This is a genomic window from Pseudomonas canadensis (assembly GCF_030980095.1).
Taxonomy (GTDB): Bacteria; Pseudomonadota; Gammaproteobacteria; order Pseudomonadales; family Pseudomonadaceae; genus Aquipseudomonas; species Aquipseudomonas canadensis.
This window is the reverse complement of sequence record NZ_CP133298.1, coordinates 5,204,031-5,227,500: the sequence shown is the minus strand read 5'-3', so window position 1 is coordinate 5,227,500 and position 23,470 is coordinate 5,204,031. Positions and strand designations below refer to the sequence as shown.

Sequence of the window (23,470 nt, the reverse complement as noted above, 5' to 3'; positions counted from 1 at the left end):
TGGCACCTCGATGTCGGCTCATCACATCCTGGGGCTGAAGCCGGTCCCAAGGGTATGGCTGTTCGCCATTTAAAGTGGTACGCGAGCTGGGTTTAGAACGTCGTGAGACAGTTCGGTCCCTATCTGCCGTGGACGTTTGAGATTTGAGAGGGGCTGCTCCTAGTACGAGAGGACCGGAGTGGACGAACCTCTGGTGTTCCGGTTGTCACGCCAGTGGCATTGCCGGGTAGCTATGTTCGGAATAGATAACCGCTGAAAGCATCTAAGCGGGAAACTAGCCTCAAGATGAGATCTCACTGGAACCTTGAGTTCCCTGAAGGGCCGTCGAAGACTACGACGTTGATAGGTTGGGTGTGTAAGCGCTGTGAGGCGTTGAGCTAACCAATACTAATTGCCCGTGAGGCTTGACCATATAACACCCAAGCAATTTGACTACTCTAACGAGCATCAGATTGCGGTGTGTGAAGACGAAAATGAACCGAAAGTTCGACGCTCACAAAACACCGAAAGCTGTCACATACCCAATTTGCTGAAGCGAGGCATAAGCCACGACTCAGTACCCGAATTTCTTGACGACCATAGAGCATTGGAACCACCTGATCCCATCCCGAACTCAGCAGTGAAACGATGCATCGCCGATGGTAGTGTGGGGTTTCCCCATGTGAGAGTAGGTCATCGTCAAGATTAAATTCCGAAACCCCATTTGCGAAAGCAGATGGGGTTTTGTTTTGGGCGGTCGAAAAGTCCCCAAATACTCGGCGTGATCACTTCATCGGTGCTTTCAGCTCCGCATTAATCTGGTTTTTCATACATGCTCGGTGGCGCTGGCACCCAAATGCGTTCGACGCGTTGAGCGCTCTCCAGTAGCTGCTAGAGGCTTGTAAGTGCGCGATGAATGGTAGGCGGGCATTGCGCTGACAGCGCGTGTCAGAGCGCGCCTGGAGAGGGGCGTTGGCGTGGTGCACCGCTCACAAAAGAACAACTTTGCAGGTGATGCACTTTTCTACAGGCGAAAAAAAAGACCTTGAATTTCAAGGTCTTTTTTTAAGATGGTGCCCCGAGGGAGACTCGAACTCCCACTCCTTTCGAAAACGGATTTTGAATCCGCCGCGTCTACCAATTCCGCCATCAGGGCTCAATGGCGGCGAAGTATAGAGATGAGATTACCGTTGGTCAATCACCTTTCATGGTCAATTTTGACTAATTCCGCTAGACTTCCCGGCCCTGCTAGACGAACTCCATCATGCGCGTTGCTGACTTTACTTTTGAACTCCCTGATTCGCTGATCGCTCGCCACCCTTTGGCCGAGCGTCGCGCCAGTCGACTGCTGACCCTGGACGGGGTGAGTGGCGTCCTCGCACACCGTCAATTCACTGATTTGCTTGAGCATTTGCGCCCTGGCGATCTGATGGTGTTCAACAATACCCGAGTGATTCCGGCGCGGTTGTTTGGCCAGAAAGCATCTGGCGGCAAGCTGGAAATTCTGGTTGAGCGAGTACTGGACAGTCATCGCGTACTGGCCCATGTGCGCTCGAGCAAGTCGCCGAAACCGGGTTCCTCCATACTGATCGATGGCGGTGGCGAAGCCGAGATGGTGGCGCGTCATGATGCGCTGTTCGAACTCAAGTTTGCCGAAGAGGTATTGCCGCTGCTGGAGCGCGTCGGCCATATGCCGTTGCCTCCCTATATAGACCGCCCCGACGAAGACTCGGACCGCGAACGCTATCAGACGGTTTACTCCCAGCGCCTCGGCGCCGTTGCTGCACCGACCGCAGGCCTGCACTTCGATCAACCGCTGCTCGATGCGATTGCCGCCAAGGGCGTCGAGACCGCCTATGTGACCCTGCACGTGGGGGCCGGCACGTTTCAACCGGTGCGTGTGGATAACATCGAAGACCACCATATGCACAGCGAGTGGTTGGAAGTCAGCCAGGAAGTGGTGGACGCTGTCGCGGCGTGCAAGGCGCGTGGCGGACGCGTAGTCGCAGTGGGCACCACCAGTGTGCGCTCGTTGGAAAGCGCGGCCCGTGATGGCGTGCTCAAGCCGTTCAGCGGCGACACCGATATCTTTATCTTCCCAGGCCGGCCATTCCATGTGGTCGATTGCCTGGTGACCAACTTCCATCTGCCCGAATCCACGCTGTTGATGCTGGTTTCGGCATTTGCCGGTTACCCGGAAACCATGGCCGCTTATCAAGCCGCCATCGCCAACGAGTACCGTTTTTTCAGCTACGGTGATGCGATGTTTATCACCCGTAACCCGGCGCCGCGCGGCCCAGAGGAACAATCATGAGTCGTATGTCGTTTGAATTGCTGGCCACGGATGGTAAAGCTCGCCGCGGCCGTTTGACCTTCCCGCGCGGCACCGTCGAGACCCCGGCTTTCATGCCGGTCGGCACCTACGGCACCGTCAAAGGCATGCTGCCGCGTGACATCGTCGCCACCGGCGCCGAGATCATCCTCGGCAACACTTTCCACCTGTGGCTGCGCCCGGGCACCGAAGTGATCAAGAAGCATGGCGACCTGCATGACTTCATGAAGTGGCAAGGCCCGATCCTGACCGACTCGGGTGGTTTCCAGGTGTTCAGCTTGGGCGCCATGCGCAAGATCAAGGAGGAGGGCGTGACCTTCGCCTCGCCGGTGGACGGTTCCAAAGTGTTCATGGGCCCGGAAGAGTCGATGCAGGTCCAGCGTGACCTGGGCTCCGATATCGTGATGATTTTTGACGAGTGCACGCCGTACCCGGCTGACGAAGACGTCGCGCGGATCTCCATGGAGTTGTCCCTGCGTTGGGCCCAGCGTTCGAAGAATGCCCACGGCGACAACACCGCTGCGTTGTTCGGTATCGTCCAGGGCGGCATGCACGAAAGCCTGCGCAAACGCTCGCTGGAAGGCTTGGATAAGATCGGTTTTGACGGCCTGGCCATCGGCGGTTTGTCGGTGGGCGAGCCCAAGCACGAAATGATTAAGGTGCTGGATTACCTGCCGGGCCTGATGCCGGCTGACAAACCTCGTTACCTTATGGGCGTTGGCAAACCGGAAGATCTCGTAGAGGGTGTGCGCCGCGGTGTGGACATGTTCGATTGCGTGATGCCAACCCGTAATGCCCGCAATGGGCATCTGTTCATCGATACAGGCGTGCTGAAGATCCGTAACGCGTTCCATCGCCATGATGATTCGCCGCTGGATCCCACCTGTGATTGCTACACCTGCCAGAACTTCTCCCGTGCTTATCTGCACCATCTGGACAAGTGTGGGGAAATGCTGGGTAGCATGTTGAATACCATCCACAATTTGCGTCACTACCAAGTCCTGATGGCTGGTTTGCGCGAGGCTATTCAACAGGGTACATTGGCCGCCTTCGTCGATGCCTTCTATGCCAAGCGCGGGCTCCCTGTGCCGCCCTTGGACTGAGTTTTCCGACCCTAAGATTCACTATTTGCAACTGGAGTGCTAAATGAGCTTTTTTATCTCTAACGCCATGGCTGATGCCGCTGCGCCTGCTGCTGCCGGCCCTATGGGCGGTGGTTTCGAGTGGATTTTCCTGGTCGGCTTCCTGGTCATCTTCTACCTGATGATCTGGCGTCCACAGGCCAAGCGCGCCAAAGAGCAGAAAAACCTGCTGGGCAGCCTGCAGAAAGGTGACGAAGTTGTGACCACTGGCGGCATCGCCGGCAAGATCACCAAGGTTTCCGATGCTTTCGTGGTTCTGGAAGTTTCCGACACCGTAGAAATGAAGTTCCAGAAGGGCGCCATCGCCGCCACGCTGCCAAAAGGCACGCTCAAAGCGATCTGAGTAACAACCTTTACCAATCGACGGGGCGCGCAAGGCGCCCCGCGTTATAAGCGGGCGGCGTGATGCTGAACAAATACCCTCTGTGGAAATACGTACTGATCCTGGCGGTGCTGGCGATCGGTTTTATTTATTCCGCTCCCAATCTCTATCCTGATGACCCGGCGATCCAGATCACTGGCGCCAGCACTTCGCTGCAGGTCAATCAGGCCGACCTGGAACGCGCGAGCAAAGCGCTCGTTGACGCGGGTATCCAGGTCAAGGCGGCAACGTTGGCGGCTGATTCGAAGGGCGGCTTGCTGCGCCTGACCAAGGCAGAAGACCAATTGCCGGCCAAAGATGTCGTGCGCAAGGCCATGGGTGACGACTATGTTGTCGCACTCAACCTGGCACAGACCACGCCAACCTGGCTGCGCAAGATTGGCGCGCACCCGATGAAGCTGGGTCTGGACTTGTCCGGTGGCGTGCACTTCCTGCTGGAAGTCGACATGGACAAAGCCCTCGACGCTCGACTGAAGGTCTACGAAGGCGACGTGAAGAGCCTGCTGCGTAAAGAGCGCCTGCGTTATCGCAGCCTGCCGCAGCTCAACGGTGCCATCCAGCTGGGCTTCTCTGACGAAGCTTCCCGCGAACAGGCCCGTGCACTGATCCGCAAAAACTTCAACGATTTCGACATCGTACCGGCCGACCTCAACGGTCAACCTGTACTGCGTCTGGCGATGACCCCGGCCAAGCTGGCGGAAATCCGTGAATACTCCATCAAGCAGAACTTGACCACGGTACGTAACCGCGTCAACGAACTGGGTGTGGCTGAGCCAATCGTTCAGCGCCAGGGTGCCAACCGTATCGTGGTTGAACTGCCGGGCGTACAGGACACCGCTGAAGCCAAGCGTATCCTGGGTAAAACCGCCAACCTGGAATTCCGTCTGGCGGCTGAGCCGGGTGCTACTCGCGCCACTTCCGAAGAGTTCGAGTTCCGCGAAGGCAACCGTCCTCCTGCGTTGATCGAGCGTGGCTTGATCATCACCGGTGACCAGGTGACTGACGCCAAGGCTGGTTTTGGCGAGCACGGCACCCCTGAAGTTAACATCCGTCTGGATGGCCATGGCGGCGAACTGATGAGCCGCGCCACGCGCAGCAACGTCGGTCGCAGCATGGCGGTGATCTTCATCGAGCAACGCCCGGTGACCACCTATACCAAGCAGATGGTCAACGGCGTCGAGAAAGACGTGCCGGTTCAGACCTTCAAGGAAGAGAAGAAGATCATCAGCCTGGCGACCATCCAGTCGCCACTGGGTGCTCAATTCCGTATCACTGGCTTGAACGGCCAGGGCGAATCCTCGGAACTGGCCCTGCTACTGCGTGCCGGTGGCCTGGCTGCCCCAATGTACTTCGCTGAAGAACGTACCATCGGCCCGAGCCTGGGTGCCGACAACATCACCAAGGGTATCGACGCGGCCTTGTGGGGCATGCTGTTCGTGTCCCTGTTCATCATCGCCATCTACCGCTTCTTCGGTGTTATCGCCACCGTGGCCCTGGCGGGCAACATGGTCATGCTGCTGGCCCTGATGTCGCTGCTGGGCGCTACGCTGACCTTGCCAGGTATCGCCGGTATCGTACTCACCATGGGTATGGCGGTAGATGCCAACGTACTGATCTTCTCGCGGATTCGTGAAGAGATCGCCAATGGCATGACCGTACAGCGTGCAATCAACGAAGGCTTCGGCCGGGCATTTACCGCGATTCTCGACTCCAACCTGACCACATTGTTGGTGGGTGGGATTCTCTTCGCCATGGGTACCGGCCCGGTCAAGGGCTTTGCGGTGACCATGTCCCTCGGTATCTTTACCTCGATGTTCACGGCCATCATGGTGACCCGCGCAATGGTCAACCTGATCTATGGCGGGCGTGACTTCAAGAAGTTGTGGATTTAAGGGGCTGCCATGTTACGTACAATCAACTTCATGGGCGTTCGCAACGTTGCGTTCGGCGTCACCGTGCTCCTTACCGTTCTGGCGTTGTTCAGCTGGTTCCATAAGGGTCTGAACTACGGTCTGGACTTTACCGGCGGTACGCTCATCGAGCTGACCTACGAGAAACCGGCCGATGTGACCCTGGTGCGCAACGAGCTGGTCAAGGCCGGCTATCACGAAGCCATCGTGCAGAGCTTTGGTGCCACCACCGACCTGCTGGTGCGTATGCCTGGCGAAGACCCGCAACTGGGTCACCAGGTAGCCGAGGCCTTGCAGAAGGTCGGCGGCGACAACCCTGCGTCGGTCAAGCGTGTCGAGTTCGTGGGCCCGCAGGTCGGTGAAGAACTGCGCGACCAGGGCGGCCTCGGCATGCTGATGGCGCTGGTCGGTATCATGATCTACCTGGCGTTCCGCTTTCAGTGGAAGTTCGGTGTCGGCGCCATTGTGTCGCTGATCCATGACGTGATCGTCACCGTGGGGATCCTGGCGTATTTCCAGATCACGTTCGACCTGACCGTACTGGCCGCTGTACTGGCGATCATTGGTTACTCCCTCAACGACACCATCGTGGTATTCGACCGGGTTCGTGAGAACTTCCGTGTACTGCGCAAGGCGTCGCTGATCGAGAACATCAACGTCTCGACCACCCAGACCCTGTTGCGGACCATGGCGACGTCGATTTCCACTTTGCTGGCGATCGCTGCGCTGATGATTTTCGGTGGCGACAACCTGTGGGGCTTCTCCCTGGCGCTGTTCATCGGCGTTCTGGCGGGCACCTACTCGTCGATCTACATCGCCAACGTGGTGCTGATCTGGCTGAACCTCAACAGCGAAGACCTGATCCCTCCGGCCAGCACTGGCAAGGAGGTTGACGATCGTCCTTGATGGGCGTTTGTTGATCGGCTGTGACAAGAAAGGCGCGAGTATTGAACTCGCGCCTTTTTTTTTGCTCCAAGGCTGGGTATAGCGCGGACGTTTCGGTCCGCTTGTGATGGTCAGGAGGTTCACGTGAACAAGTCGTTGCTGGTTGGTGCGGTATTGGGTGCTGTCGGTGTGACTGCCGGGGGTGCTGTTGCCACCTACAGCCTGGTAAAAAGCGGCCCTGAGTATGCGCAAGTGCTGGCGGTGCAGCCGGTTAAAACCCAGATAAAAACTCCCCGTGAGGTCTGCAAGGACGTCACAGTGACCCGGCAGCGTCCGGTGCAGGATCAGCATCAAATCGCCGGTACGGTCGTAGGCGCCCTGGCGGGTGGTTTGCTCGGCAACCAGATCGGTGGCGGTAATGGCAAGAAGCTGGCGACTGTAGCCGGCGCGGTGGGTGGCGGTTACGCCGGTAACAAGGTTCAGGAAGGCATGCAGAACCGCGATACCTACACCACCACGCAAACCCGTTGTAACACTGTCAACGACATCAGCGACAAGGTGGTCGGGTACGACGTGCGTTACAACCTGGATGGCAAGGAAGGTTCCGTACGTATGGAGCGTGACCCTGGCAGCCAGATTCCAGTCGACAAAGAGGGTCGCCTGATCCTGGGTCAGAACCAGCAGTAACCGGTTCTACAGGCATAAAAAAAGCACCCCTCGGGGTGCTTTTTTGTGCTCGCTCGCTTAGCGCTTCAGCGATGCAGGCAGGTGCGGCTGGATGGCCGTCAGTACTGCCTTGAAGCATTTGGTGTTGCCGGCAACGACGTGGCCTTTCTCAAGGAAATCGTGACCGCCCGTGAAGTCGCTCACCAAGCCACCTGCTTCTTGGATCAGCAGGGCGCCTGCAGCCATGTCCCACTCGGACAGGCCCGACTCCCAGAACGCATCGAAACGACCAGCAGCCACATAAGCCAGGTCCAGGCTCGCGGCACCGGCACGACGGATGCCGGCAGTCTGGCCAACGAGGGCGCGGAACATGCCCAGGTAGTTTTCCAGGTTGTCCATCTGGTCATCACGGAACGGGAAGCCGGTACCCAGCAGGGCGCCGTCCAGGCTGGTGCGACCGCTGACGCGAAGGCGACGACCATTCAGCTGGGCGCCACGGCCACGGCTGGCGGTGAATTCTTCTTGGCGGACTGGGTCCAGGACGACGGCGTGTTCCAGGCGACCACGGTATTTGCACGCGATGCTCACGGCAAAGTGCGGGATGCCGCGCAGGAAGTTGGTGGTGCCATCCAGTGGGTCGATGATCCACAGATAGTCTTCGCCTTCGCCGCTGCCTTTGTGCAAGCCGGTTTCTTCACCGAGGATGCCGTGGGTAGGGTAGGCCTTGCGCAGGGCATCGATGATTTTCTGTTCGGCGGCGCGATCCACCTCGGATACATAATCCTTGGCGTCTTTTTCGTCGACCTTGATGGTATCCAGGCGCTCGATGGAGCGGAAGATCAATTCACTGGCGCTGCGGGCGGCGCGCAGCGCGATATTCAGCATGGGCTGCATGGATGTGTCACCTAAGGTTGTTAAAGAAAGCCGAGCATTCTAGCAGAAACTTTCTTCAGGTGAAGGACGACGTTAGCTTTCATGGCATAACCTTAGGCTGTTCTGTAAGATTTGCTCCCCTTTCCCGTGTCCGAGAGCGCCTCCCTTGCTGCAAAACATTCGTGTCGTCTTGGTCAATACCAGTCATCCCGGTAACATCGGCGGGGTGGCGCGAGCCATGAAAAACATGGGGCTGACGCGCCTGGTGCTGGTCGAACCGCGTGTGTTCCCGCACCACGAGGCTGATGCCCGTGCGTCCGGCGCTAATGACCTTCTTGAAAAAGCCCAGGTCGTCGCTACCTTGGAAGATGCCTTGGTCGGCTGCAACCTGGTGCTCGGCACCAGTGCTCGCGACCGTCGCATCCCTTGGCCGCTGCTGGATCCGCGTGAATGCGGCACCAAAGTGGTCGAAGAAGCCGCCGGCGGCGCTGAAATAGCCTTGGTCTTTGGTCGTGAGGACTCCGGCCTGACCAATGAAGAGCTGCAGCGATGTCATTACCATGTGCATATCCCATCGGACCCTGAATTCAGCTCGCTGAACCTCGGGGCGGCGGTGCAGGTGTTGACCTACGAAGTGCGCATGGCCTGGCTGGCCGCTGCGGGTCAGCCGAGCAAGGTAGAGAAGGAAGAGGTCGCGTCGACCAAAAGTGGCGAGTTGGCCACCATGGACGAGTTGGAGCGGTTCTATGAACACTTGGAGCAAACCCTGGTGGCCATCGAATTCCTCGATCCGGAAAAGCCGCGGCACTTGATGGCACGCCTGCGTCGCCTTTACGGACGTAGCTCGGTCAGCCGGGCAGAAATGAACATATTGCGTGGCATCCTCACGGAAACCCAGAAAGCGGCCCGTGGCGAGCTTCTTAAGCGGAAGGATTAAAAATGTTCGAGCGTTTGCGAGAAGATATCCAAAGTGTTTTCCACCGTGACCCGGCGGCGCGCAACGCTTTTGAAGTGCTGACCTGCTATCCGGGCATGCACGCCATCTGGATTCACCGCCTTTCCGGTGCCCTGTGGGGCATGGGCTGGAAATGGCTGGCGCGGTTGGTGTCGAACTTCGGGCGGTGGATGACGGGGATCGAGATTCATCCGGGCGCCAAGGTGGGTCGTCGTTTCTTCATCGACCATGGCATGGGTATCGTGATTGGCGAGACTGCCGAGATCGGCGATGACGTGACCCTTTATCAGGGTGTGACCTTGGGCGGGACCAGTTGGAACAAGGGCAAGCGCCACCCAACTCTGGGTGATGGTGTGGTGGTAGGTGCGGGCGCGAAGGTGCTCGGCCCGTTCACTGTCGGCGCGGGCGCCAAGGTCGGCTCCAATGCGGTGGTGACCAAGGCTGTGCCGCCAGGTGCAACCGTTGTAGGTATTCCTGGCCGAATCATCGTCAAGCCGGAAGTCGGCGACGAGCAGGAAGCCAAGCGCAAGGCCATGGCTGAGAAAATCGGCTTCGATGCCTATGGCGTCAGCGAAGACATGCCTGACCCGGTGGCGCGAGCCATTGGCCAGTTGCTGGATCACCTGCAAGCGGTGGACGGCAAGCTGGATGGCATGTGCGGTGCGCTGAAGGACCTGGGCAGTCCGTACTGTGCGAAGGATCTGCCTGAGCTACGCGAAGAAGACTTCGCCGAGATCAAGGCCGAAACCAACCAGCAAGCTAGCTAAAGTACTTATTCCTGTAGGAGTCCGGCTTGCCGGCGATGGCGTCGTTAAGGTCGCTATCGCCGGCAAGCCGGGCTCCTACAAGGTTTACGCTTTATCGGCCACATGATGTTGAATGTGCCATTACCTCTCGCACCCTGCTATGATTCGCGCGCCCTTTTTACGGGTAATCCTGACTAAAGTACTAGGTCTTATAGTTGACTTAAATACTCGGGAATCGCATACTTGCCCACATTCTGAAACACCTTGGTAATTGTCCATGAGACTGACTACAAAAGGCCGATACGCGGTGACCGCCATGCTTGACCTGGCTTTGCACGCGCAAACTGGGCCGGTGTCCCTGGCCGATATCTCCGAGCGCCAAGGCATTTCCCTGTCCTATCTCGAGCAACTGTTTGCCAAGTTGCGCCGTAGCAACCTGGTTTCCAGTGTCCGCGGCCCAGGCGGCGGCTATCAGTTGTCCCGCGACATGCAGGGTATCCAGGTGGCTCAGGTGATCGACGCGGTCAACGAATCCGTCGACGCCACCAAATGCCAGGGCCTGGGTGATTGCCACGCCGGCGACACCTGCCTGACACACCACCTGTGGTGTGACTTGAGCCTGCAGATCCATGAGTTTTTGAGTGGTATCAGCTTGGCTGATCTTGTGACTCGCCGTGAGGTGCAAGAAGTAGCCCAGCGTCAGGACCAGCGCCGTTGCAACACCAAGGCGCCGCGTCTGGACAAGATCGAAGCGTCCGCCGTCGAGTGACAGCCGAAGAGCTAACGGCACGCCAGCCAGCCTGATTTAGGAGAAAGTCCATGAAATTGCCGATTTACCTTGATTACTCAGCGACCACCCCGGTTGATCCGCGTGTCGCGCAAAAGATGAGCGAATGCCTGCTGGTTGACGGAAACTTCGGCAACCCGGCCTCCCGTTCCCACGTATTCGGCTGGAAAGCCGAGGAAGCGGTCGAGAACGCTCGTCGCCAAGTCGCTGACCTGGTCAGCGCCGACCCACGGGAAATCGTCTGGACCTCCGGTGCTACCGAGTCTGACAACCTGGCAATCAAGGGCGCGGCGCATTTCTACGCGACCAAAGGCAAACACCTGATCACCACCAAGATTGAGCACAAGGCTGTCCTCGACACCATGCGCCAACTGGAGCGTGAAGGTTTCGAGGTCACCTACCTCGAGCCAACCACCGACGGTATCGTCACCCCGGCCATGATCGAAGCGGCCCTGCGTGAAGACACCATCCTGGTTTCCGTGATCCACGTGAACAACGAAATCGGCACCATCAACGACATCGCGGCCATCGGCGAGCTGACCCGCTCGAAGGGCATCCTGCTGCATGTCGACGCTGCTCAGTCCACCGGCAAGGTCGACATCGACCTGTCGAAACTGAAAGTCGACCTGATGTCGTTCTCTGCCCACAAGACCTACGGCCCTAAAGGCATCGGCGCCCTGTATGTGAGCCGCAAGCCACGTGTGCGCATCGAAGCCACCATGCACGGCGGCGGTCACGAGCGCGGTATGCGTTCGGGCACCCTGGCGACTCACCAGATCGTCGGCATGGGCGAAGCCTTCCGTGTAGCCAAGGAAGACATGGCTGCCGAAAACGTGCGCATCAAGGCCCTGAGCGATCGCTTCTACAAGCAGGTCGAGAACCTTGAAGAGCTGTACATCAACGGCAGCATGACCGCCCGTGTACCGCACAACCTGAATTTGAGCTTCAACTACGTCGAAGGCGAGTCGCTGATCATGGCGCTCAAGGATCTGGCGGTTTCGTCCGGTTCGGCCTGCACCTCGGCGTCCCTTGAGCCTTCGTACGTACTGCGCGCCCTGGGCCGCAACGACGAACTGGCACACAGCTCGATCCGCTTTACGTTCGGCCGTTTCACCACCGAAGAGCAAGTCGACTACGCCGCGCAGAAAGTCTGCGAAGCCGTCAACAAGCTGCGCGTTCTGTCGCCGCTGTGGGACATGTACAAAGACGGTGTCGATATTTCCAAGATCGAGTGGGCGGCACACTAAATATAGAAGCCGCCACCCAAGCTCTGTAGGAACGTGGCGGAAAACGCAGGCGTTTCTACAGGGTTCCAGAGCGGCCCTGATGAGTGAGGATTCAGTACCATGGCTTACAGCGAAAAGGTCATCGACCACTACGAAAACCCGCGCAACGTCGGCAAGATGAACGCGGAAGACCCTGATGTCGGCACCGGCATGGTCGGCGCTCCGGCGTGCGGCGATGTGATGCGCCTGCAGATCAAGGTCAACGACGCTGGCGTTATCGAAGACGCCAAGTTCAAGACCTACGGCTGCGGTTCGGCCATCGCCTCCAGCTCCCTGGCGACCGAATGGATGAAAGGCAAGACCCTGGATGAGGCTGTCACCATCAGCAACACCCAGCTGGCCGAAGAGCTGGCCCTGCCGCCAGTGAAAATCCACTGCTCGGTACTCGCAGAAGACGCCATCAAGGCGGCCGTTCGCGACTACAAGCAGAAGAAAGGCTTGATCTAAGCATTTGGCGACGAGTAAGGAGTCAACGATGGCTATCAGCATGACAGAAGCGGCTGCACAGCACATTCGCCGCTCCCTGAATGGGCGCGGTAAAGGTGAGGGGATTCGTCTGGGTGTTCGCACCACAGGCTGCTCCGGCCTTGCCTACGTGCTGGAGTTTGTCGACGAAGTGGTTGCGGAAGACCAGGTGTTCGAAAGTCACGGCGAGAAAGTGATCATCGACCCTAAAAGCCTGGCCTACCTGGACGGCACCGAGCTCGATTTCGTCAAGGAAGGGTTGAACGAAGGCTTCAAGTTCAACAATCCCAACGTGCGCGGTGAATGTGGCTGCGGCGAAAGCTTCAACATCTGAGGCTATTCGTGGGTACTCCTTGTCATTTCGCTTTATTCGAGCTGCAGCCGAGCTTTCGGCTGGACCTTGAGCAGCTTGCCACGCGCTACCGAGAACTGGCGCGTGGCGTGCATCCGGACCGCTTTGCTGACGCCTCCGAGCGTGAGCAACGCCTGGCGCTGGAGCAATCGGCCAGCCTCAACGAAGCCTATCAGACGCTCAAAAGCCCCCCCAAGCGCGCGCGTTACCTGCTCGCGATGAATGGTGGCGAGTTGCCGCTGGAAGTCACGGTTCACGACCCGGACTTCTTGATGCAGCAGATGCAGTGGCGCGAGGAACTCGAAGACTTGCAGGACGAAGCCGATCTGGCCGGCGTCGCAGTCTTCAAGCGTCGTCTGAAAACGGCCCAGGATGAACTCAACGAAAGCTTCGCAGCCTGTTGGGATGATGCTGCGCAACGTGAACAGGCCGAACGCCTGATGCGGCGCATGCAGTTCCTCGACAAGCTCACCTACGAAGTGCGCCAGCTAGAAGAGCGCCTCGACGATTAACCCAGTGTGCTGCCCGTGATGCACGCCTGATAGACAGATAAGACCTGATTACCATGGCCCTACTGCAAATCGCCGAACCCGGCCAAAGCCCTCAACCGCACCAGCGTCGCCTGGCGGTTGGGATTGACCTGGGCACCACCAATTCCCTGGTTGCTGCCTTGCGCAGCGGCCTGTCCGAGCCGTTGCCCGACGCTGATGGCCAGGTGATCCTGCCGTCCGCCGTGCGTTATCACGCTGATCGCACCGAAGTCGGTGAGTCAGCCAAGCTGGCAGCCTCTAGCGATCCTCTGAACACTGTGCTGTCGGTCAAGCGCTTGATGGGTCGTGGTCTGTCCGACGTCAAGCAATTGGGCGACCAACTGCCATACCGCTTTGTTGGCGGTGAATCCCACATGCCGTTCATCGACACCATCCAGGGCCCGAAAAGCCCGGTGGAAGTGTCGGCCGATATCCTCAAGGTGCTGCGCCAACGCGCGGAGAAAACCCTGGGCGGCGAACTGGTCGGTGCCGTAATCACCGTTCCGGCTTATTTCGATGACGCTCAGCGCCAGGCCACCAAGGACGCGGCAAAACTCGCCGGCCTGAATGTACTGCGCCTGCTCAACGAACCGACTGCGGCTGCCGTGGCTTATGGCCTGGACCAGCACGCCGAAGGCCTTGTCGCTATTTACGACCTGGGCGGCGGCACCTTTGATATTTCGATCCTGCGCCTGACCGGCGGCGTCTTCGAAGTGCTCGCGACCGGCGGCGACAGCGCCCTGGGCGGCGATGACTTCGACCACGCCATTGCGGGCTGGATCATCAGCAGCGCCGGCTTGTCTGCCGACCTGGACCCGGGCGCGCAGCGCAACCTGCTGCAAACTGCTTGCGCGGCCAAGGAAGCGCTGACCGATGCTGCAGGTGTTGAAGTTTCCTACGGCAACTGGTCGGCCCAACTGACGCGCGAAGCCTTCGATGCGTTGATCGAACCGATGGTTGCCCGCAGCCTGAAAGCCTGCCGCCGCGCGGTGCGCGATTCCGGTATCGAGCTGGAAGATGTCGGCGCCGTGGTCATGGTCGGTGGCTCCACCCGTGTGCCGCGCGTGCGTGAAGCCGTCGCCGAAGCCTTCGGTCGCCAGCCGCTGACTGAAATCGACCCGGATCAAGTGGTCGCCATCGGCGCTGCGATCCAGGCCGATACCCTGGCCGGTAACAAACGCGATGGTGGCGAACTGCTTCTGCTCGACGTGATCCCGCTGTCCCTGGGTCTCGAAACCATGGGTGGCTTGATGGAGAAGGTGATTCCACGCAACACCACCATCCCCGTCGCCCGCGCCCAGGACTTCACTACTTACAAAGATGGCCAGACGGCCATGATGATTCACGTGTTGCAAGGTGAGCGCGAGCTGATCAGCGACTGCCGCTCCCTGGCGCGCTTTGAATTGCGCGGCATTCCGGCGATGGTGGCGGGTGCGGCGAAGATTCGCGTGACCTTCCAGGTTGACGCCGATGGCCTGTTGAATGTGGCCGCGCGCGAGCTGGGCTCAGGCGTTGAGGCGAGCATCCAGGTCAAGCCGTCCTACGGCCTCACCGACGGTGAAATCGCCAAGATGCTCAAGGACTCGTTCCAATATGCCGGTGACGACAAGGTCGCCCGGGTATTGCGTGAGCAGCAAGTCGACGCCCGGCGCCTGCTCGAAGCGGTGCAGGGCGCGCTGGATGCTGACGGCGAGCGCCTGTTGGATGCCGAAGAGCGCATGGTCATCGACCTGCAAATGCAGGAACTGGCCGAACTGATGAAAGGCGACGATGGTTATGCCATCGAGCAACAGACCAAGCGCCTGTCCCAAGTGACCGATGCTTTTGCCGCCCGTCGTATGGACCAGACGGTCAAAGCCGCCTTGGCGGGACGCAACCTGAATGAAATCGAGGAATAATTAATGCCGCAGGTCATTTTTCTGCCACACGCCGAGCATTGCCCGGACGGTATGGTCGTGGAGGCTGAGACCGGCAAGTCCATCCTCGAAGTTGCCCATGACAACCACATCGAGATCGAAAGCGCCTGCGGCGGTGTGTGCGCTTGCACCACGTGCCACTGCGTCATCCGCGAGGGCTTCAACAGCCTGGAAGAGGCTGACGAGCTGGAAGAGGACTTCCTTGACCGCGCGTGGGGCCTGGAAGCGACTTCGCGTCTAAGCTGTCAAGCAAAGGTCGGGACGGAAGACATCACCGTCGAAATTCCGAAATATTCCCTCAACCATGCCGCCGAAGCGCCGCATTGATTCAAGGAAATGTCATGAGCCTGAAATGGGTTGATGTACAAGAAATCGCTATACAACTTGCTGAAGCTCATCCGGAGGTCAATCCTCTGACTGTCAACTTCGTCAAGCTGCGCAATCTGGTGATGGAGCTGCCGGACTTCGATGACATCCCTGATCGGGGTGGCGAGAAGGTCCTGGAGGCGATTCAAGGCCTGTGGATCGAAGAAGCAGACTGAGCCGCCTTTTTACGCAGTTAGGCAATACCCAATAACCCGCGTATAATTCGCGGGTTTAATTTTTCGTAAATTACCGTTTCTGGAGTTACACCATGGCTGTTCAACGTACTTTCTCCATCATCAAGCCTGACGCTGTTGCAAAAAACGTCATCGGCGAGATCACCACTCGTTTCGAAAAAGCCGGCCTGAAGGTTGTAGCTTCGAAACTCAAGCAACTGTCCAAAGCCGAAGCTGAAGGCTTCTACGCTGAGCACAGCGCTCGTGGTTTCTTCGGCGACCTGGTTGCCTTCATGATCTCCGGTCCTGTTGTTGTTCAGGTTCTGGAAGGCGAAAACGCTATCGCTCTGAACCGTGAGCTGATGGGCGCTACCAACCCTAAAGAAGCTGCTGCCGGCACTATCCGTGCTGACTTCGCTGAATCCATCGACGCCAACGCTGTACACGGCTCGGACTCCGAAGCTGCCGCTGCTCGCGAAATCTCGTACTTTTTCGCTGCTACTGAAGTAACCGCTCGCTAAGCATCGGCTTAAAGAGTGAGGGTGAATCCATGACTACATCGACTGTTAAAACCAACCTGCTGGGTCTGACCCAGCCGGAAATGGAGAAATTCTTCGACTCAATCGGGGAGAAGCGTTTCCGTGCCGGTCAGGTAATGAAGTGGATTCACCACTTTGGCGTCGACGATTTCGATGCCATGACGAACGTCAGCAAGGCCCTGCGCGACAAGCTCAAGGCCATTGCTGAGGTCCGTGGTCCCGAAGTGGTCAGCGAGGACATCTCCAGCGACGGCACCCGCAAGTGGGTGGTGCGCGTGGCGTCCGGCAGCTGCGTCGAGACTGTGTACATTCCCCAGGGCAAACGTGGCACCTTGTGCGTTTCGTCCCAGGCAGGCTGTGCCCTGGACTGCAGTTTCTGCTCCACCGGCAAGCAAGGCTTCAATAGCAACCTCACCGCCGCCGAAGTGATCGGCCAGGTGTGGATTGCCAACAAATCCTTTGGCAGCGTCCCGGCGACCGTCGACCGTGCCATCACCAACGTGGTGATGATGGGCATGGGTGAGCCGCTGCTGAACTTCGATAACGTCATTTCGGCCATGCACCTGATGATGGACGACCTGGGCTACGGCATCTCCAAGCGCCGTGTGACCCTGTCGACCTCCGGCGTGGTACCGATGATCGATGAGCTGGCCAAGCACATCGACGTCTCCCTGGCGTTGTCGCTGCATGCACCGAATGACGCATTGCGTAACCAATTGGTGCCAATCAACAAGAAGTATCCGCTTAAGATGCTGCTCGAATCTTGCCAGCGCTATATGGCAACGTTGGGCGAGAAGCGAGTGTTGACCATTGAGTACACCCTGCTCAAGGACATCAACGACAAGGTCGAACACGCGGTCGAGATGATCGAGTTGCTCAAGAACACCCCGTGCAAGATCAACCTGATTCCGTTTAACCCGTTTCCACATTCTGGCTACGAGCGGCCGAGCAACAACGCTATCCGCCGTTTCCAGGATCAACTGCACCAGGCCGGCTACAACGTCACCGTGCGCACCACCCGTGGTGAAGATATCGACGCCGCCTGTGGCCAATTGGTAGGGCAGGTGATGGACCGCACCCGCCGCAGCGAGCGTTATATTGCCGGGCGTGAGTTGAACGCCGCCGACGATCTGCCGCTGATTGCTGTGAATCGAATCTGAGAGAGGATCTCTATGCCCTTGCGCCTTGCGCTGCTTTTGCTTGTCACCGGTCTCGTGGCCGGTTGTGTTTCATCGGGTCATGAGAGCCCTTTGCAAACCGGTAAAGGCCGTGACGAGGCGCGGGTTGCCTATGTGCAACTGGGCTTGGGTTACCTTCGACAAGGCATGAGCGAACAGGCCAAAGTGCCGCTGAAGAAGGCCTTGGAGCTGGACAGCGATGACGCCGACGCCAATGGCGCACTGGCGTTGGTGTTCCAGGCCCAGGCCGAGCCTGAACTGGCCGAACAGTATTTCCACAAGGCTCTGGCCTCCCGTCCTGCCGACCCGCGGCTGCTGAACAATTACGGCAGCTTCCTGTTCGAGCAGAAGCGTTATGACCAGGCCGCCCTTTATTTCCAGCAAGCCAGCGCTGATACCCTCTATCCTGAGCGTTCGCGGGTATTCGAGAACCTTGGGGTGACCTCGATGCGCTTAGGTCAACGCGACAGCGCCCGCCAGCAACTGGAAAAAGCCCTGCATTTGAACAGTCGCCAGCCTCGGGCATTGCTCGAAATGGCTGAGATATCCTTTGATGACAGGCATTATGTGCCAGCACGTGACTATTACGAGCGTTTTAGCCTGCTCAGTGGGCAAAATGCACGTAGTCTATTGCTCGGCGTGCGCCTGGCGACGGTTCATGAAGAACGCGACACGGCCGCACGTTTTGGCCAGCAACTCGAACGACTCTATCCCGGTACGCCGGAATATCAGCAATACCTGTCGGAGCAATGATGAAAGCGGCGCACCCAGAAGTTGTAGCAGCTAATCGCGTAAACCCAGGCGACACCTTGCGCCAGGCCCGCGAAAGCAATGGTTGGTCGCTGGCGGAAGTGGCCCTCAAGCTCAATTTGACCACGACGTCCCTGGGCAACTTGGAAGCTGGCGCGTTCGATAAGCTGCCTGGGCACACCTTTGCCCGCGGCTATATCCGTGCCTATGCCAAATTGCTGGGTATCGACCAAGCCATACTGGTCCAGGAATTCGACCAATTTACCGGCACCGACTCCCAGGGCAGCAATGTCCACGGCCTGGGGCGCATCGAAGAGCCGGTGCGGGTTTCCCACACGATTTTGCGAATTGTCAGCCTGTTGCTGCTGATCGCGGTCATTGGTGGCGGTTTCGTCTGGTGGCAAGACCAGACCTCCCAGCGGGCCAAGGACTTGACCAGCAACGCAATGGAGCACGTCGAAGTCGAGAGCGCTGACGGTACCACCCAGATTCACCCGCTGGATGAGCCGGAAGACCAGGCCGTTGCCGAAAGCCAGGCCGCGCCGGAAGCACCGGCTGCCACCGAGCAGCCAGCCGCACCGGAAACCGCGCCAGCCGCGACTGCTGCCGCGCCGGCTCCTGCAACGCCTGCTGCCCCGGCTCACACTCCGGCCGCTCCAGTGCAGACGCCAGCGACTCCGGCTCCAGCCGCTCCAGCCGCTCCTGCTGCCCCTGCGATTTCGCCGCCCACCACCCCAGCGTTGATCGCCGGTGATGGCCGTGTACAGATTACCTTCATCGCTGACTGCTGGACGCAAGTCACCGATGGCAACGGCAAAGTGCTGTTCAGCGGTCTGAAGCGTAAGGGAGATACGCTCGACCAGGGCGGCAAGCCTCCTTTGACGCTGCGTCTGGGCTTTGCCCGTGGCGCGCAAGTGGCCTACAACGGCCAGCCTGTGGACGTAGCGCCGTTCACCAGTGGCGAGACCGCTCGCCTGAAGTTGGGACAATAGTCATGCACGGCGAATCTCCAATCAAACGTCGCGTATCGCGCAAGATCTGGGTCGGCTCGGTGCCGGTGGGTGGCGATGCCCCCATCGCGGTACAAAGCATGACCAACAGCGACACCAATGATGTGGCCGCCACGGTTGCCCAGATCAACCGTCTGGAAGCAGCCGGCGTGGACATCGTGCGCGTCTCCGTGCCGGACATGGATGCTGCCGAAGCCTTTGGCCGCATCAAGCAATTGGTCAAGGTGCCATTGGTTGCTGATATTCACTTCGACTACAAGATCGCATTGCGCGTGGCAGAGCTGGGTGTGGACTGCCTGCGTATCAACCCGGGCAACATCGGTCGTGAAGACCGTGTGCGTGCGGTGGTTGATGCGGCTCGCGACCGTGGCATTCCAATCCGTATCGGCGTCAACGCCGGTTCCCTGGAAAAAGACCTGCAAAAGAAATACGGCGAACCTACCCCAGCGGCGCTGGTTGAATCGGCGCTGCGCCACGTTGAGCACCTTGAACGCCTGAATTTCCAGGACTTCAAGGTCAGCGTAAAGGCCTCCGACGTGTTCATGGCGGTAGAAGCCTACCGCCTGCTGGCCAAGGAAATTGTGCAGCCGTTGCACCTGGGTATTACTGAAGCGGGCGGTTTACGCTCAGGCACAGTGAAATCTGCGGTAGGTCTCGGTATGCTGCTCGCCGAAGGGATTGGCGATACTATCCGCATCTCGCTGGCAGCAGACCCTGTAGAGGAAGTGAAAGTCGGTTACGACATTCTCAAATCCCTGCGTTTGCGTTCCCGTGGCATCAATTTCATTGCCTGCCCGAGCTGCTCGCGGCAGAACTTCGACGTGGTTAAAACCATGAACGACTTGGAATTGCGCCTTGAAGACCTGCTGGTGCCGCTGGATGTTGCAGTGATCGGTTGCGTGGTCAACGGGCCGGGCGAGGCCAAAGAGGCCCATGTGGGCCTGACCGGTGGTACGCCGAACCTGATCTACATCGACGGCAAGCCGTCGCAGAAGTTGACGAATGACAATCTGGTGGATGAGCTGGAAAAGCTGATCCGCGAGAAAGCGGCCGAAAAGGTCGCGGCTGACGCAGCGCTGATCGCGCGCGGCTGATTGAACGAATTTAAGGATTTGATGTGAGCAAGTCTCTGCAAGCCATTCGTGGCATGAACGACATCCTGCCGGAACAGACGCCGCTGTGGCGCTATTTCGAGGGCACTGTCGCGCGCCTGCTGGATAACTACGGTTACAAGCAGATCCGCATGCCGATCGTCGAGTTCACCGAGCTGTTCAAGCGCTCCATCGGTGAAGTGACCGACATCGTCGAAAAAGAGATGTACACCTTTGAAGACCGCAACGGCGACTCCCTGACGCTGCGTCCGGAAGGCACTGCCGCCTGCGTTCGCGCTGTGCTTGAGCATGGCCTCACCGGTGCTGGCCAGCCGCAGAAGTTGTGGTACATCGGCCCGATGTTCCGCCACGAGCGTCCACAGAAAGGCCGTTATCGCCAGTTTCACCAGATCGGCCTGGAAGTGTTCAACATCGACGGCCCGGACATCGACGCCGAGCTGATCGTCCTGACCTGGCGCCTGTGGGGCCTGCTGGGCATCCGCGACGCGGTCAAGCTTGAACTCAACAGCCTGGGCACCAGTGAATCCCGCGGCCGCTACAAAGTGGCCCTGGTCGAGTACCTGTCTGCCCACCTGGACAAGTTGGACGAAGACAGCCAGCGCCGTCTAAAGACCAACCCATTGCGCGTCCTCGATACCAAGAACGCCGATACCCAGGCCGTGCTGGTCAATGCGCCGAAAATGGCCGACTACCTGGACGACGAGTCCCGTATCCACTTCGAGGGCCTCAAGGCTCGCCTGGATGCTGCCGGTATTCCGTTCGTGATCAACACCAAGCTGGTGCGCGGCCTCGATTACTACAGCAAGACCGTGTTCGAGTGGGTCACCGACAAACTCGGCGCCCAGGGCACCGTGTGTGCTGGTGGTCGTTACGACGGCCTGGTCGAGCAGATGGGCGGCAAGCCGACCACCGGCGTGGGCTTCGCCATGGGCATCGAGCGGCTGATCCTGCTGCTGGAAACCCTGGAGCAGGTCCCGGAAGAGATCTCCCGTCAGGTGGACGTGTACCTGTGCGCCTTTGGCGAGGCCGCCGAACTGGCTGCCCTGGCCCTGAGCGAAAAGGTTCGCGACCAACTGCCCAACCTGCGCCTGCAAGTCAATGCCGGCGCTGGCAGCTTCAAGAGCCAATTCAAGAAGGCCGACAAGAGCGGTGCGCTGTATGCACTGATCCTCGGCGATGACGAGCTGGCCCAGCAAGTGATAGGTTTCAAACCCCTGCGTGGCCAGGGCGAGCAACAGAACATTGCCTTTGATGCGCTCGCTGCGCACTTGGCCACCTGCGTCGTGCAGGGTTGAAGCTGTCGAACAGCCGAATTTAGCGATTAAGGAGTATTGGGGTGTCGAGTTCTGATGATGATCAACTGGCCGAGTTCAAGGACTGGTGGCAGCGTAACGGCAAGCCCCTGGTTACTGGCGGTCTGCTGGCTTTAGTGGTGGTGTTCGGCTGGCAAGCCTGGACCAAGTATCAGGCTAACCAGTCCCAAGGCGCCTCGATCCTCTATCAGCAATTGCTGGAAACCACCCTGACGCCGGACGGCAAGCCTGATCCTGCGCAGGTTGCAGACCTGGCCGGCAAGCTGAAGAATGAATTCGGCGGTAGCACCTACGCCCAATACGGCAGCCTGTTCGTCGCGAAAGTCGCGGTCGACACCGGCAAGCTGGATGACGCCGCCGCTGAGCTGAAGGCCATCGCCGACAAGCCGACCAACCCGACCCTGGGTGAAATCGCACGTCAGCGCCTGGCTCAGGTACTGGCGGCACAGAACAAGGCTGACGAAGCACTCAAACTGCTCGACGGCGATGCTGACAAGGCATTTGTAGCCACTCGCGAAGAGCTCAAGGGCGACCTGTTGGTCCAATTGGGTCGTACCGACGAAGCCAATGCTGCGTACCAAAAAGCCAAGGCGGCGCTGTCTGATGAAGCGGCGGTCGGTGGCTTACAAATCAAGCTGGACGACTTGGCCAAAGGGGATGCGTGACGTGATCCGTTGGAAACATGCAGCATTGCTGGCTCTGGCCGTTCTGGCCGCGGGTTGCAGCAGCAACAGTAAAAAAGAACTGCCTCCGGCCGAGCTGACCAGCTTCAAGGAAGAAGTGGTCCTGCAAAAGCAGTGGAGCCGCTCCATCGGTGACGGTCAGGGCGACACCTACAACATGTTGGTACCGGCAATCGACGGTGACAACATTGTGGCCGCTGACGTGACCGGCGTGGTGATCTCCATGGATCGCATGAACGGCGACGTGAAGTGGAAGAAAGACCTCGAATTGCCAGTCTCCGGCGCCGTCGGCGTGGGTTACGGCATGGTGATGCTCGGCACGCTGAAAGGCGAAGTCGTGGCCCTGGACTCCAGCACCGGTGAAGAGAAATGGCGCGCTCGTGTGACCAGTGAAGTCCTTGCACCGCCTGCCACCAACGGCGATATCGTCGTGGTGCAAACCCAGGACGACCGTGTAATCGGCCTCGACGCCAGCACTGGCGAACAGCGTTGGTTGTACGACAGCACCCCAGCGGTGCTGACGTTGCGCGGTACCAGTGGTCCGATTGTGACCAACAATCTGGCCGTTGCAGGCCTGTCGACCGGTAAAGTGGTCGCCCTGGATACCCAGAACGGCGTGCCGGCCTGGGAAACCCGTGTGGCCATCCCGCAAGGTCGTTCCGAGCTGGACCGCGTAGTGGACATCGACGGCGGCCTGCTGCTGTCCGGTGAAACCCTCTACGTCGCTACCTACCAGGGCCGTGTTGCCGCACTGGACCTGCAGAGCGGTCGCGTTAACTGGCAGCGTGATGCTTCCAGCTACGCCGGTGTCGCCCAAGGGTTTGGCAGCGTCTACGTAAGCCTCTCGTCCGGCACCGTTGAAAGTGTCGACGAACGTTCCACTACCGCGCTGTGGAGCAACGACTCCCTGGCTCGCCGTCAACTGTCGGCACCGGAAGTGTTCTCCAGCTACGTCGCCGTGGGTGACTTCGAAGGCTACCTGCACCTGCTGAGCCAGGTGGACGGTCGCTTCGTGGGTCGCGAGCGTATCGACAGCGACGGCCTGCGTGCGCGTCCGCTGGTCGTGGGTAACATGCTTTATGTGTTTGGCAACAGCGGCAAGCTGGAAGCCCTGACCATCAAGTAAGAACTATGCTTGGG

Annotated in this window: 25 protein-coding genes, 1 tRNA gene and 2 rRNA genes (1 of these 28 running past the window's edge); 26 read left to right on the top strand and 2 right to left on the bottom strand. The window is 59.0% G+C overall.

Annotation, left to right across the window (positions count from 1 at the left end; all coding sequences use genetic code 11):
• A 23S ribosomal RNA gene (locus RB216_RS24300) occupies window positions 1-412 on the top strand (it extends 2,480 nt beyond the left edge of the window).
• A 156-nt stretch (window positions 413-568) separates the two neighbouring features.
• Window positions 569-684: ribosomal RNA gene (gene rrf, locus RB216_RS24295) — 5S ribosomal RNA — on the top strand.
• Between the two features lie 366 nt (window positions 685-1,050).
• Here rrf and RB216_RS24290 read toward each other — a convergent pair.
• Window positions 1,051-1,135: transfer RNA gene (locus RB216_RS24290), tRNA-Leu, on the bottom strand.
• A 108-nt stretch (window positions 1,136-1,243) separates the two neighbouring features.
• Between RB216_RS24290 and queA the strand changes: the two genes are divergently transcribed.
• The 6 genes from queA (at window position 1,244) to RB216_RS24260 (ending at window position 7,317) form a co-directional block, all read left to right on the top strand.
• Window positions 1,244-2,293, top strand: a complete 1,050-nt coding sequence (queA, locus tag RB216_RS24285) for a tRNA preQ1(34) S-adenosylmethionine ribosyltransferase-isomerase QueA (protein ID WP_028617855.1) — start codon at window positions 1,244-1,246, stop codon at window positions 2,291-2,293.
• A 5-nt stretch (window positions 2,294-2,298) separates the two neighbouring features.
• A complete protein-coding gene (gene tgt, locus RB216_RS24280) occupies window positions 2,299-3,414 on the top strand; it encodes a tRNA guanosine(34) transglycosylase Tgt (RefSeq protein ID WP_003175976.1) in 1,116 nt (371 codons plus the stop codon).
• A gap of 43 nt (window positions 3,415-3,457) precedes the next feature.
• On the top strand, window positions 3,458-3,796 hold the full coding sequence (gene yajC / locus RB216_RS24275) for a preprotein translocase subunit YajC (protein ID WP_003175975.1): 339 nt from the start codon (window positions 3,458-3,460) through the stop codon (window positions 3,794-3,796).
• A 62-nt stretch (window positions 3,797-3,858) separates the two neighbouring features.
• The gene (secD, locus tag RB216_RS24270) at window positions 3,859-5,727 is read left to right on the top strand and encodes a protein translocase subunit SecD (RefSeq protein WP_028617854.1); all 1,869 of its coding nucleotides are present in this window, start codon (window positions 3,859-3,861) and stop codon (window positions 5,725-5,727) included.
• Window positions 5,728-5,736: 9 nt separating this feature from the next.
• Window positions 5,737-6,651 carry a protein translocase subunit SecF gene (gene secF / locus RB216_RS24265; protein WP_028617853.1) on the top strand — a complete coding sequence of 305 codons (915 nt, stop codon included), beginning with the start codon at window positions 5,737-5,739 and terminating at the stop codon, window positions 6,649-6,651.
• 123 nt (window positions 6,652-6,774) lie between these two features.
• The gene (locus RB216_RS24260) at window positions 6,775-7,317 is read left to right on the top strand and encodes a glycine zipper 2TM domain-containing protein (protein WP_010207894.1); all 543 of its coding nucleotides are present in this window, start codon (window positions 6,775-6,777) and stop codon (window positions 7,315-7,317) included.
• Between the two features lie 57 nt (window positions 7,318-7,374).
• On the opposite strand, the gene suhB is transcribed toward RB216_RS24260, so the two are convergent.
• Window positions 7,375-8,190: a type III secretion system regulator SuhB gene (gene suhB / locus RB216_RS24255; protein WP_003175971.1), complete on the bottom strand. Its 816-nt coding sequence runs from the start codon at window positions 8,188-8,190 to the stop codon at window positions 7,375-7,377.
• Window positions 8,191-8,335: 145 nt separating this feature from the next.
• Here suhB and trmJ point away from each other — a divergent pair, with 145 nt between their 5' ends.
• The 18 genes from trmJ (at window position 8,336) to bamB (ending at window position 23,456) form a co-directional block, all read left to right on the top strand.
• A complete protein-coding gene (trmJ, locus tag RB216_RS24250; RefSeq protein WP_010207895.1) occupies window positions 8,336-9,106 on the top strand; it encodes a tRNA (cytosine(32)/uridine(32)-2'-O)-methyltransferase TrmJ in 771 nt (256 codons plus the stop codon).
• A 2-nt stretch (window positions 9,107-9,108) separates the two neighbouring features.
• Entirely contained in the window at window positions 9,109-9,891 is a 783-nt protein-coding gene (gene cysE / locus RB216_RS24245) for a serine O-acetyltransferase (protein WP_028617852.1), read from the top strand.
• Window positions 9,892-10,147: 256 nt separating this feature from the next.
• Entirely contained in the window at window positions 10,148-10,639 is a 492-nt protein-coding gene (gene iscR, locus RB216_RS24240) for a Fe-S cluster assembly transcriptional regulator IscR (protein WP_003194020.1), read from the top strand.
• Window positions 10,640-10,689: 50 nt separating this feature from the next.
• A complete protein-coding gene (locus RB216_RS24235) occupies window positions 10,690-11,904 on the top strand; it encodes an IscS subfamily cysteine desulfurase (RefSeq protein WP_308907982.1) in 1,215 nt (404 codons plus the stop codon).
• A gap of 99 nt (window positions 11,905-12,003) precedes the next feature.
• Window positions 12,004-12,390 carry a Fe-S cluster assembly scaffold IscU gene (iscU, locus tag RB216_RS24230; RefSeq protein ID WP_003175965.1) on the top strand — a complete coding sequence of 129 codons (387 nt, stop codon included), beginning with the start codon at window positions 12,004-12,006 and terminating at the stop codon, window positions 12,388-12,390.
• Between the two features lie 28 nt (window positions 12,391-12,418).
• A complete protein-coding gene (iscA, locus tag RB216_RS24225; RefSeq protein ID WP_191950490.1) occupies window positions 12,419-12,742 on the top strand; it encodes an iron-sulfur cluster assembly protein IscA in 324 nt (107 codons plus the stop codon).
• 8 nt (window positions 12,743-12,750) lie between these two features.
• Window positions 12,751-13,272, top strand: coding sequence for a co-chaperone HscB (gene hscB / locus RB216_RS24220; protein WP_028617850.1), 522 nt, complete (start codon window positions 12,751-12,753; stop codon window positions 13,270-13,272).
• A 53-nt stretch (window positions 13,273-13,325) separates the two neighbouring features.
• Window positions 13,326-15,188, top strand: coding sequence for a Fe-S protein assembly chaperone HscA (hscA, locus tag RB216_RS24215; RefSeq protein ID WP_308907981.1), 1,863 nt, complete (start codon window positions 13,326-13,328; stop codon window positions 15,186-15,188).
• Window positions 15,189-15,191: 3 nt separating this feature from the next.
• Window positions 15,192-15,533: an ISC system 2Fe-2S type ferredoxin gene (fdx, locus tag RB216_RS24210; RefSeq protein WP_015885743.1), complete on the top strand. Its 342-nt coding sequence runs from the start codon at window positions 15,192-15,194 to the stop codon at window positions 15,531-15,533.
• Window positions 15,534-15,547: 14 nt separating this feature from the next.
• On the top strand, window positions 15,548-15,748 hold the full coding sequence (gene iscX, locus RB216_RS24205) for a Fe-S cluster assembly protein IscX (RefSeq protein ID WP_003238461.1): 201 nt from the start codon (window positions 15,548-15,550) through the stop codon (window positions 15,746-15,748).
• Window positions 15,749-15,840: 92 nt separating this feature from the next.
• A complete protein-coding gene (gene ndk, locus RB216_RS24200) occupies window positions 15,841-16,266 on the top strand; it encodes a nucleoside-diphosphate kinase (protein ID WP_003175956.1) in 426 nt (141 codons plus the stop codon).
• Window positions 16,267-16,295: 29 nt separating this feature from the next.
• The gene (rlmN, locus tag RB216_RS24195; protein ID WP_308907980.1) at window positions 16,296-17,444 is read left to right on the top strand and encodes a dual-specificity RNA methyltransferase RlmN; all 1,149 of its coding nucleotides are present in this window, start codon (window positions 16,296-16,298) and stop codon (window positions 17,442-17,444) included.
• A gap of 12 nt (window positions 17,445-17,456) precedes the next feature.
• The gene (gene pilW / locus RB216_RS24190; protein WP_305382696.1) at window positions 17,457-18,215 is read left to right on the top strand and encodes a type IV pilus biogenesis/stability protein PilW; all 759 of its coding nucleotides are present in this window, start codon (window positions 17,457-17,459) and stop codon (window positions 18,213-18,215) included.
• Window positions 18,215-19,204 (top strand): RodZ domain-containing protein, encoded by a 990-nt coding sequence (locus RB216_RS24185; RefSeq protein ID WP_122685585.1) that lies wholly within the window; start codon window positions 18,215-18,217, stop codon window positions 19,202-19,204. Before pilW ends, RB216_RS24185 begins: the two co-directional genes overlap by 1 nt.
• A gap of 2 nt (window positions 19,205-19,206) precedes the next feature.
• A complete protein-coding gene (gene ispG, locus RB216_RS24180; protein ID WP_003175952.1) occupies window positions 19,207-20,316 on the top strand; it encodes a flavodoxin-dependent (E)-4-hydroxy-3-methylbut-2-enyl-diphosphate synthase in 1,110 nt (369 codons plus the stop codon).
• Between the two features lie 23 nt (window positions 20,317-20,339).
• Complete coding sequence (gene hisS, locus RB216_RS24175) at window positions 20,340-21,629, top strand: histidine--tRNA ligase (protein WP_027605419.1); 1,290 nt, start codon at window positions 20,340-20,342, stop codon at window positions 21,627-21,629.
• A 41-nt stretch (window positions 21,630-21,670) separates the two neighbouring features.
• Window positions 21,671-22,312 (top strand): YfgM family protein, encoded by a 642-nt coding sequence (locus RB216_RS24170; RefSeq protein WP_016977673.1) that lies wholly within the window; start codon window positions 21,671-21,673, stop codon window positions 22,310-22,312.
• Window positions 22,305-23,456, top strand: coding sequence for an outer membrane protein assembly factor BamB (gene bamB / locus RB216_RS24165; RefSeq protein ID WP_122728709.1), 1,152 nt, complete (start codon window positions 22,305-22,307; stop codon window positions 23,454-23,456). The genes RB216_RS24170 and bamB overlap by 8 nt, the downstream gene beginning before the upstream one ends.
• The last annotated feature ends 14 nt before the right edge of the window (window positions 23,457-23,470 follow it).

Coding starts and splice junctions, on each gene's coding strand:
- queA (WP_028617855.1), top strand. CDS start 1,244: ATGCGCGTTGCTGACTTTACTTTTGAACTCCCTGATTCGCTGATCGCT.
- tgt (WP_003175976.1), top strand. CDS start 2,299: ATGTCGTTTGAATTGCTGGCCACGGATGGTAAAGCTCGCCGCGGCCGT.
- yajC (WP_003175975.1), top strand. CDS start 3,458: ATGAGCTTTTTTATCTCTAACGCCATGGCTGATGCCGCTGCGCCTGCT.
- secD (WP_028617854.1), top strand. CDS start 3,859: ATGCTGAACAAATACCCTCTGTGGAAATACGTACTGATCCTGGCGGTG.
- secF (WP_028617853.1), top strand. CDS start 5,737: ATGTTACGTACAATCAACTTCATGGGCGTTCGCAACGTTGCGTTCGGC.
- suhB (WP_003175971.1), bottom strand. CDS start 8,190: ATGCAGCCCATGCTGAATATCGCGCTGCGCGCCGCCCGCAGCGCCAGT.
- cysE (WP_028617852.1), top strand. CDS start 9,109: ATGTTCGAGCGTTTGCGAGAAGATATCCAAAGTGTTTTCCACCGTGAC.
- iscR (WP_003194020.1), top strand. CDS start 10,148: ATGAGACTGACTACAAAAGGCCGATACGCGGTGACCGCCATGCTTGAC.
- RB216_RS24235 (WP_308907982.1), top strand. CDS start 10,690: ATGAAATTGCCGATTTACCTTGATTACTCAGCGACCACCCCGGTTGAT.
- iscU (WP_003175965.1), top strand. CDS start 12,004: ATGGCTTACAGCGAAAAGGTCATCGACCACTACGAAAACCCGCGCAAC.
- iscA (WP_191950490.1), top strand. CDS start 12,419: ATGGCTATCAGCATGACAGAAGCGGCTGCACAGCACATTCGCCGCTCC.
- hscA (WP_308907981.1), top strand. CDS start 13,326: ATGGCCCTACTGCAAATCGCCGAACCCGGCCAAAGCCCTCAACCGCAC.
- fdx (WP_015885743.1), top strand. CDS start 15,192: ATGCCGCAGGTCATTTTTCTGCCACACGCCGAGCATTGCCCGGACGGT.
- iscX (WP_003238461.1), top strand. CDS start 15,548: ATGAGCCTGAAATGGGTTGATGTACAAGAAATCGCTATACAACTTGCT.
- ndk (WP_003175956.1), top strand. CDS start 15,841: ATGGCTGTTCAACGTACTTTCTCCATCATCAAGCCTGACGCTGTTGCA.
- rlmN (WP_308907980.1), top strand. CDS start 16,296: ATGACTACATCGACTGTTAAAACCAACCTGCTGGGTCTGACCCAGCCG.
- pilW (WP_305382696.1), top strand. CDS start 17,457: ATGCCCTTGCGCCTTGCGCTGCTTTTGCTTGTCACCGGTCTCGTGGCC.
- RB216_RS24185 (WP_122685585.1), top strand. CDS start 18,215: ATGAAAGCGGCGCACCCAGAAGTTGTAGCAGCTAATCGCGTAAACCCA.
- ispG (WP_003175952.1), top strand. CDS start 19,207: ATGCACGGCGAATCTCCAATCAAACGTCGCGTATCGCGCAAGATCTGG.
- bamB (WP_122728709.1), top strand. CDS start 22,305: ATGCGTGACGTGATCCGTTGGAAACATGCAGCATTGCTGGCTCTGGCC.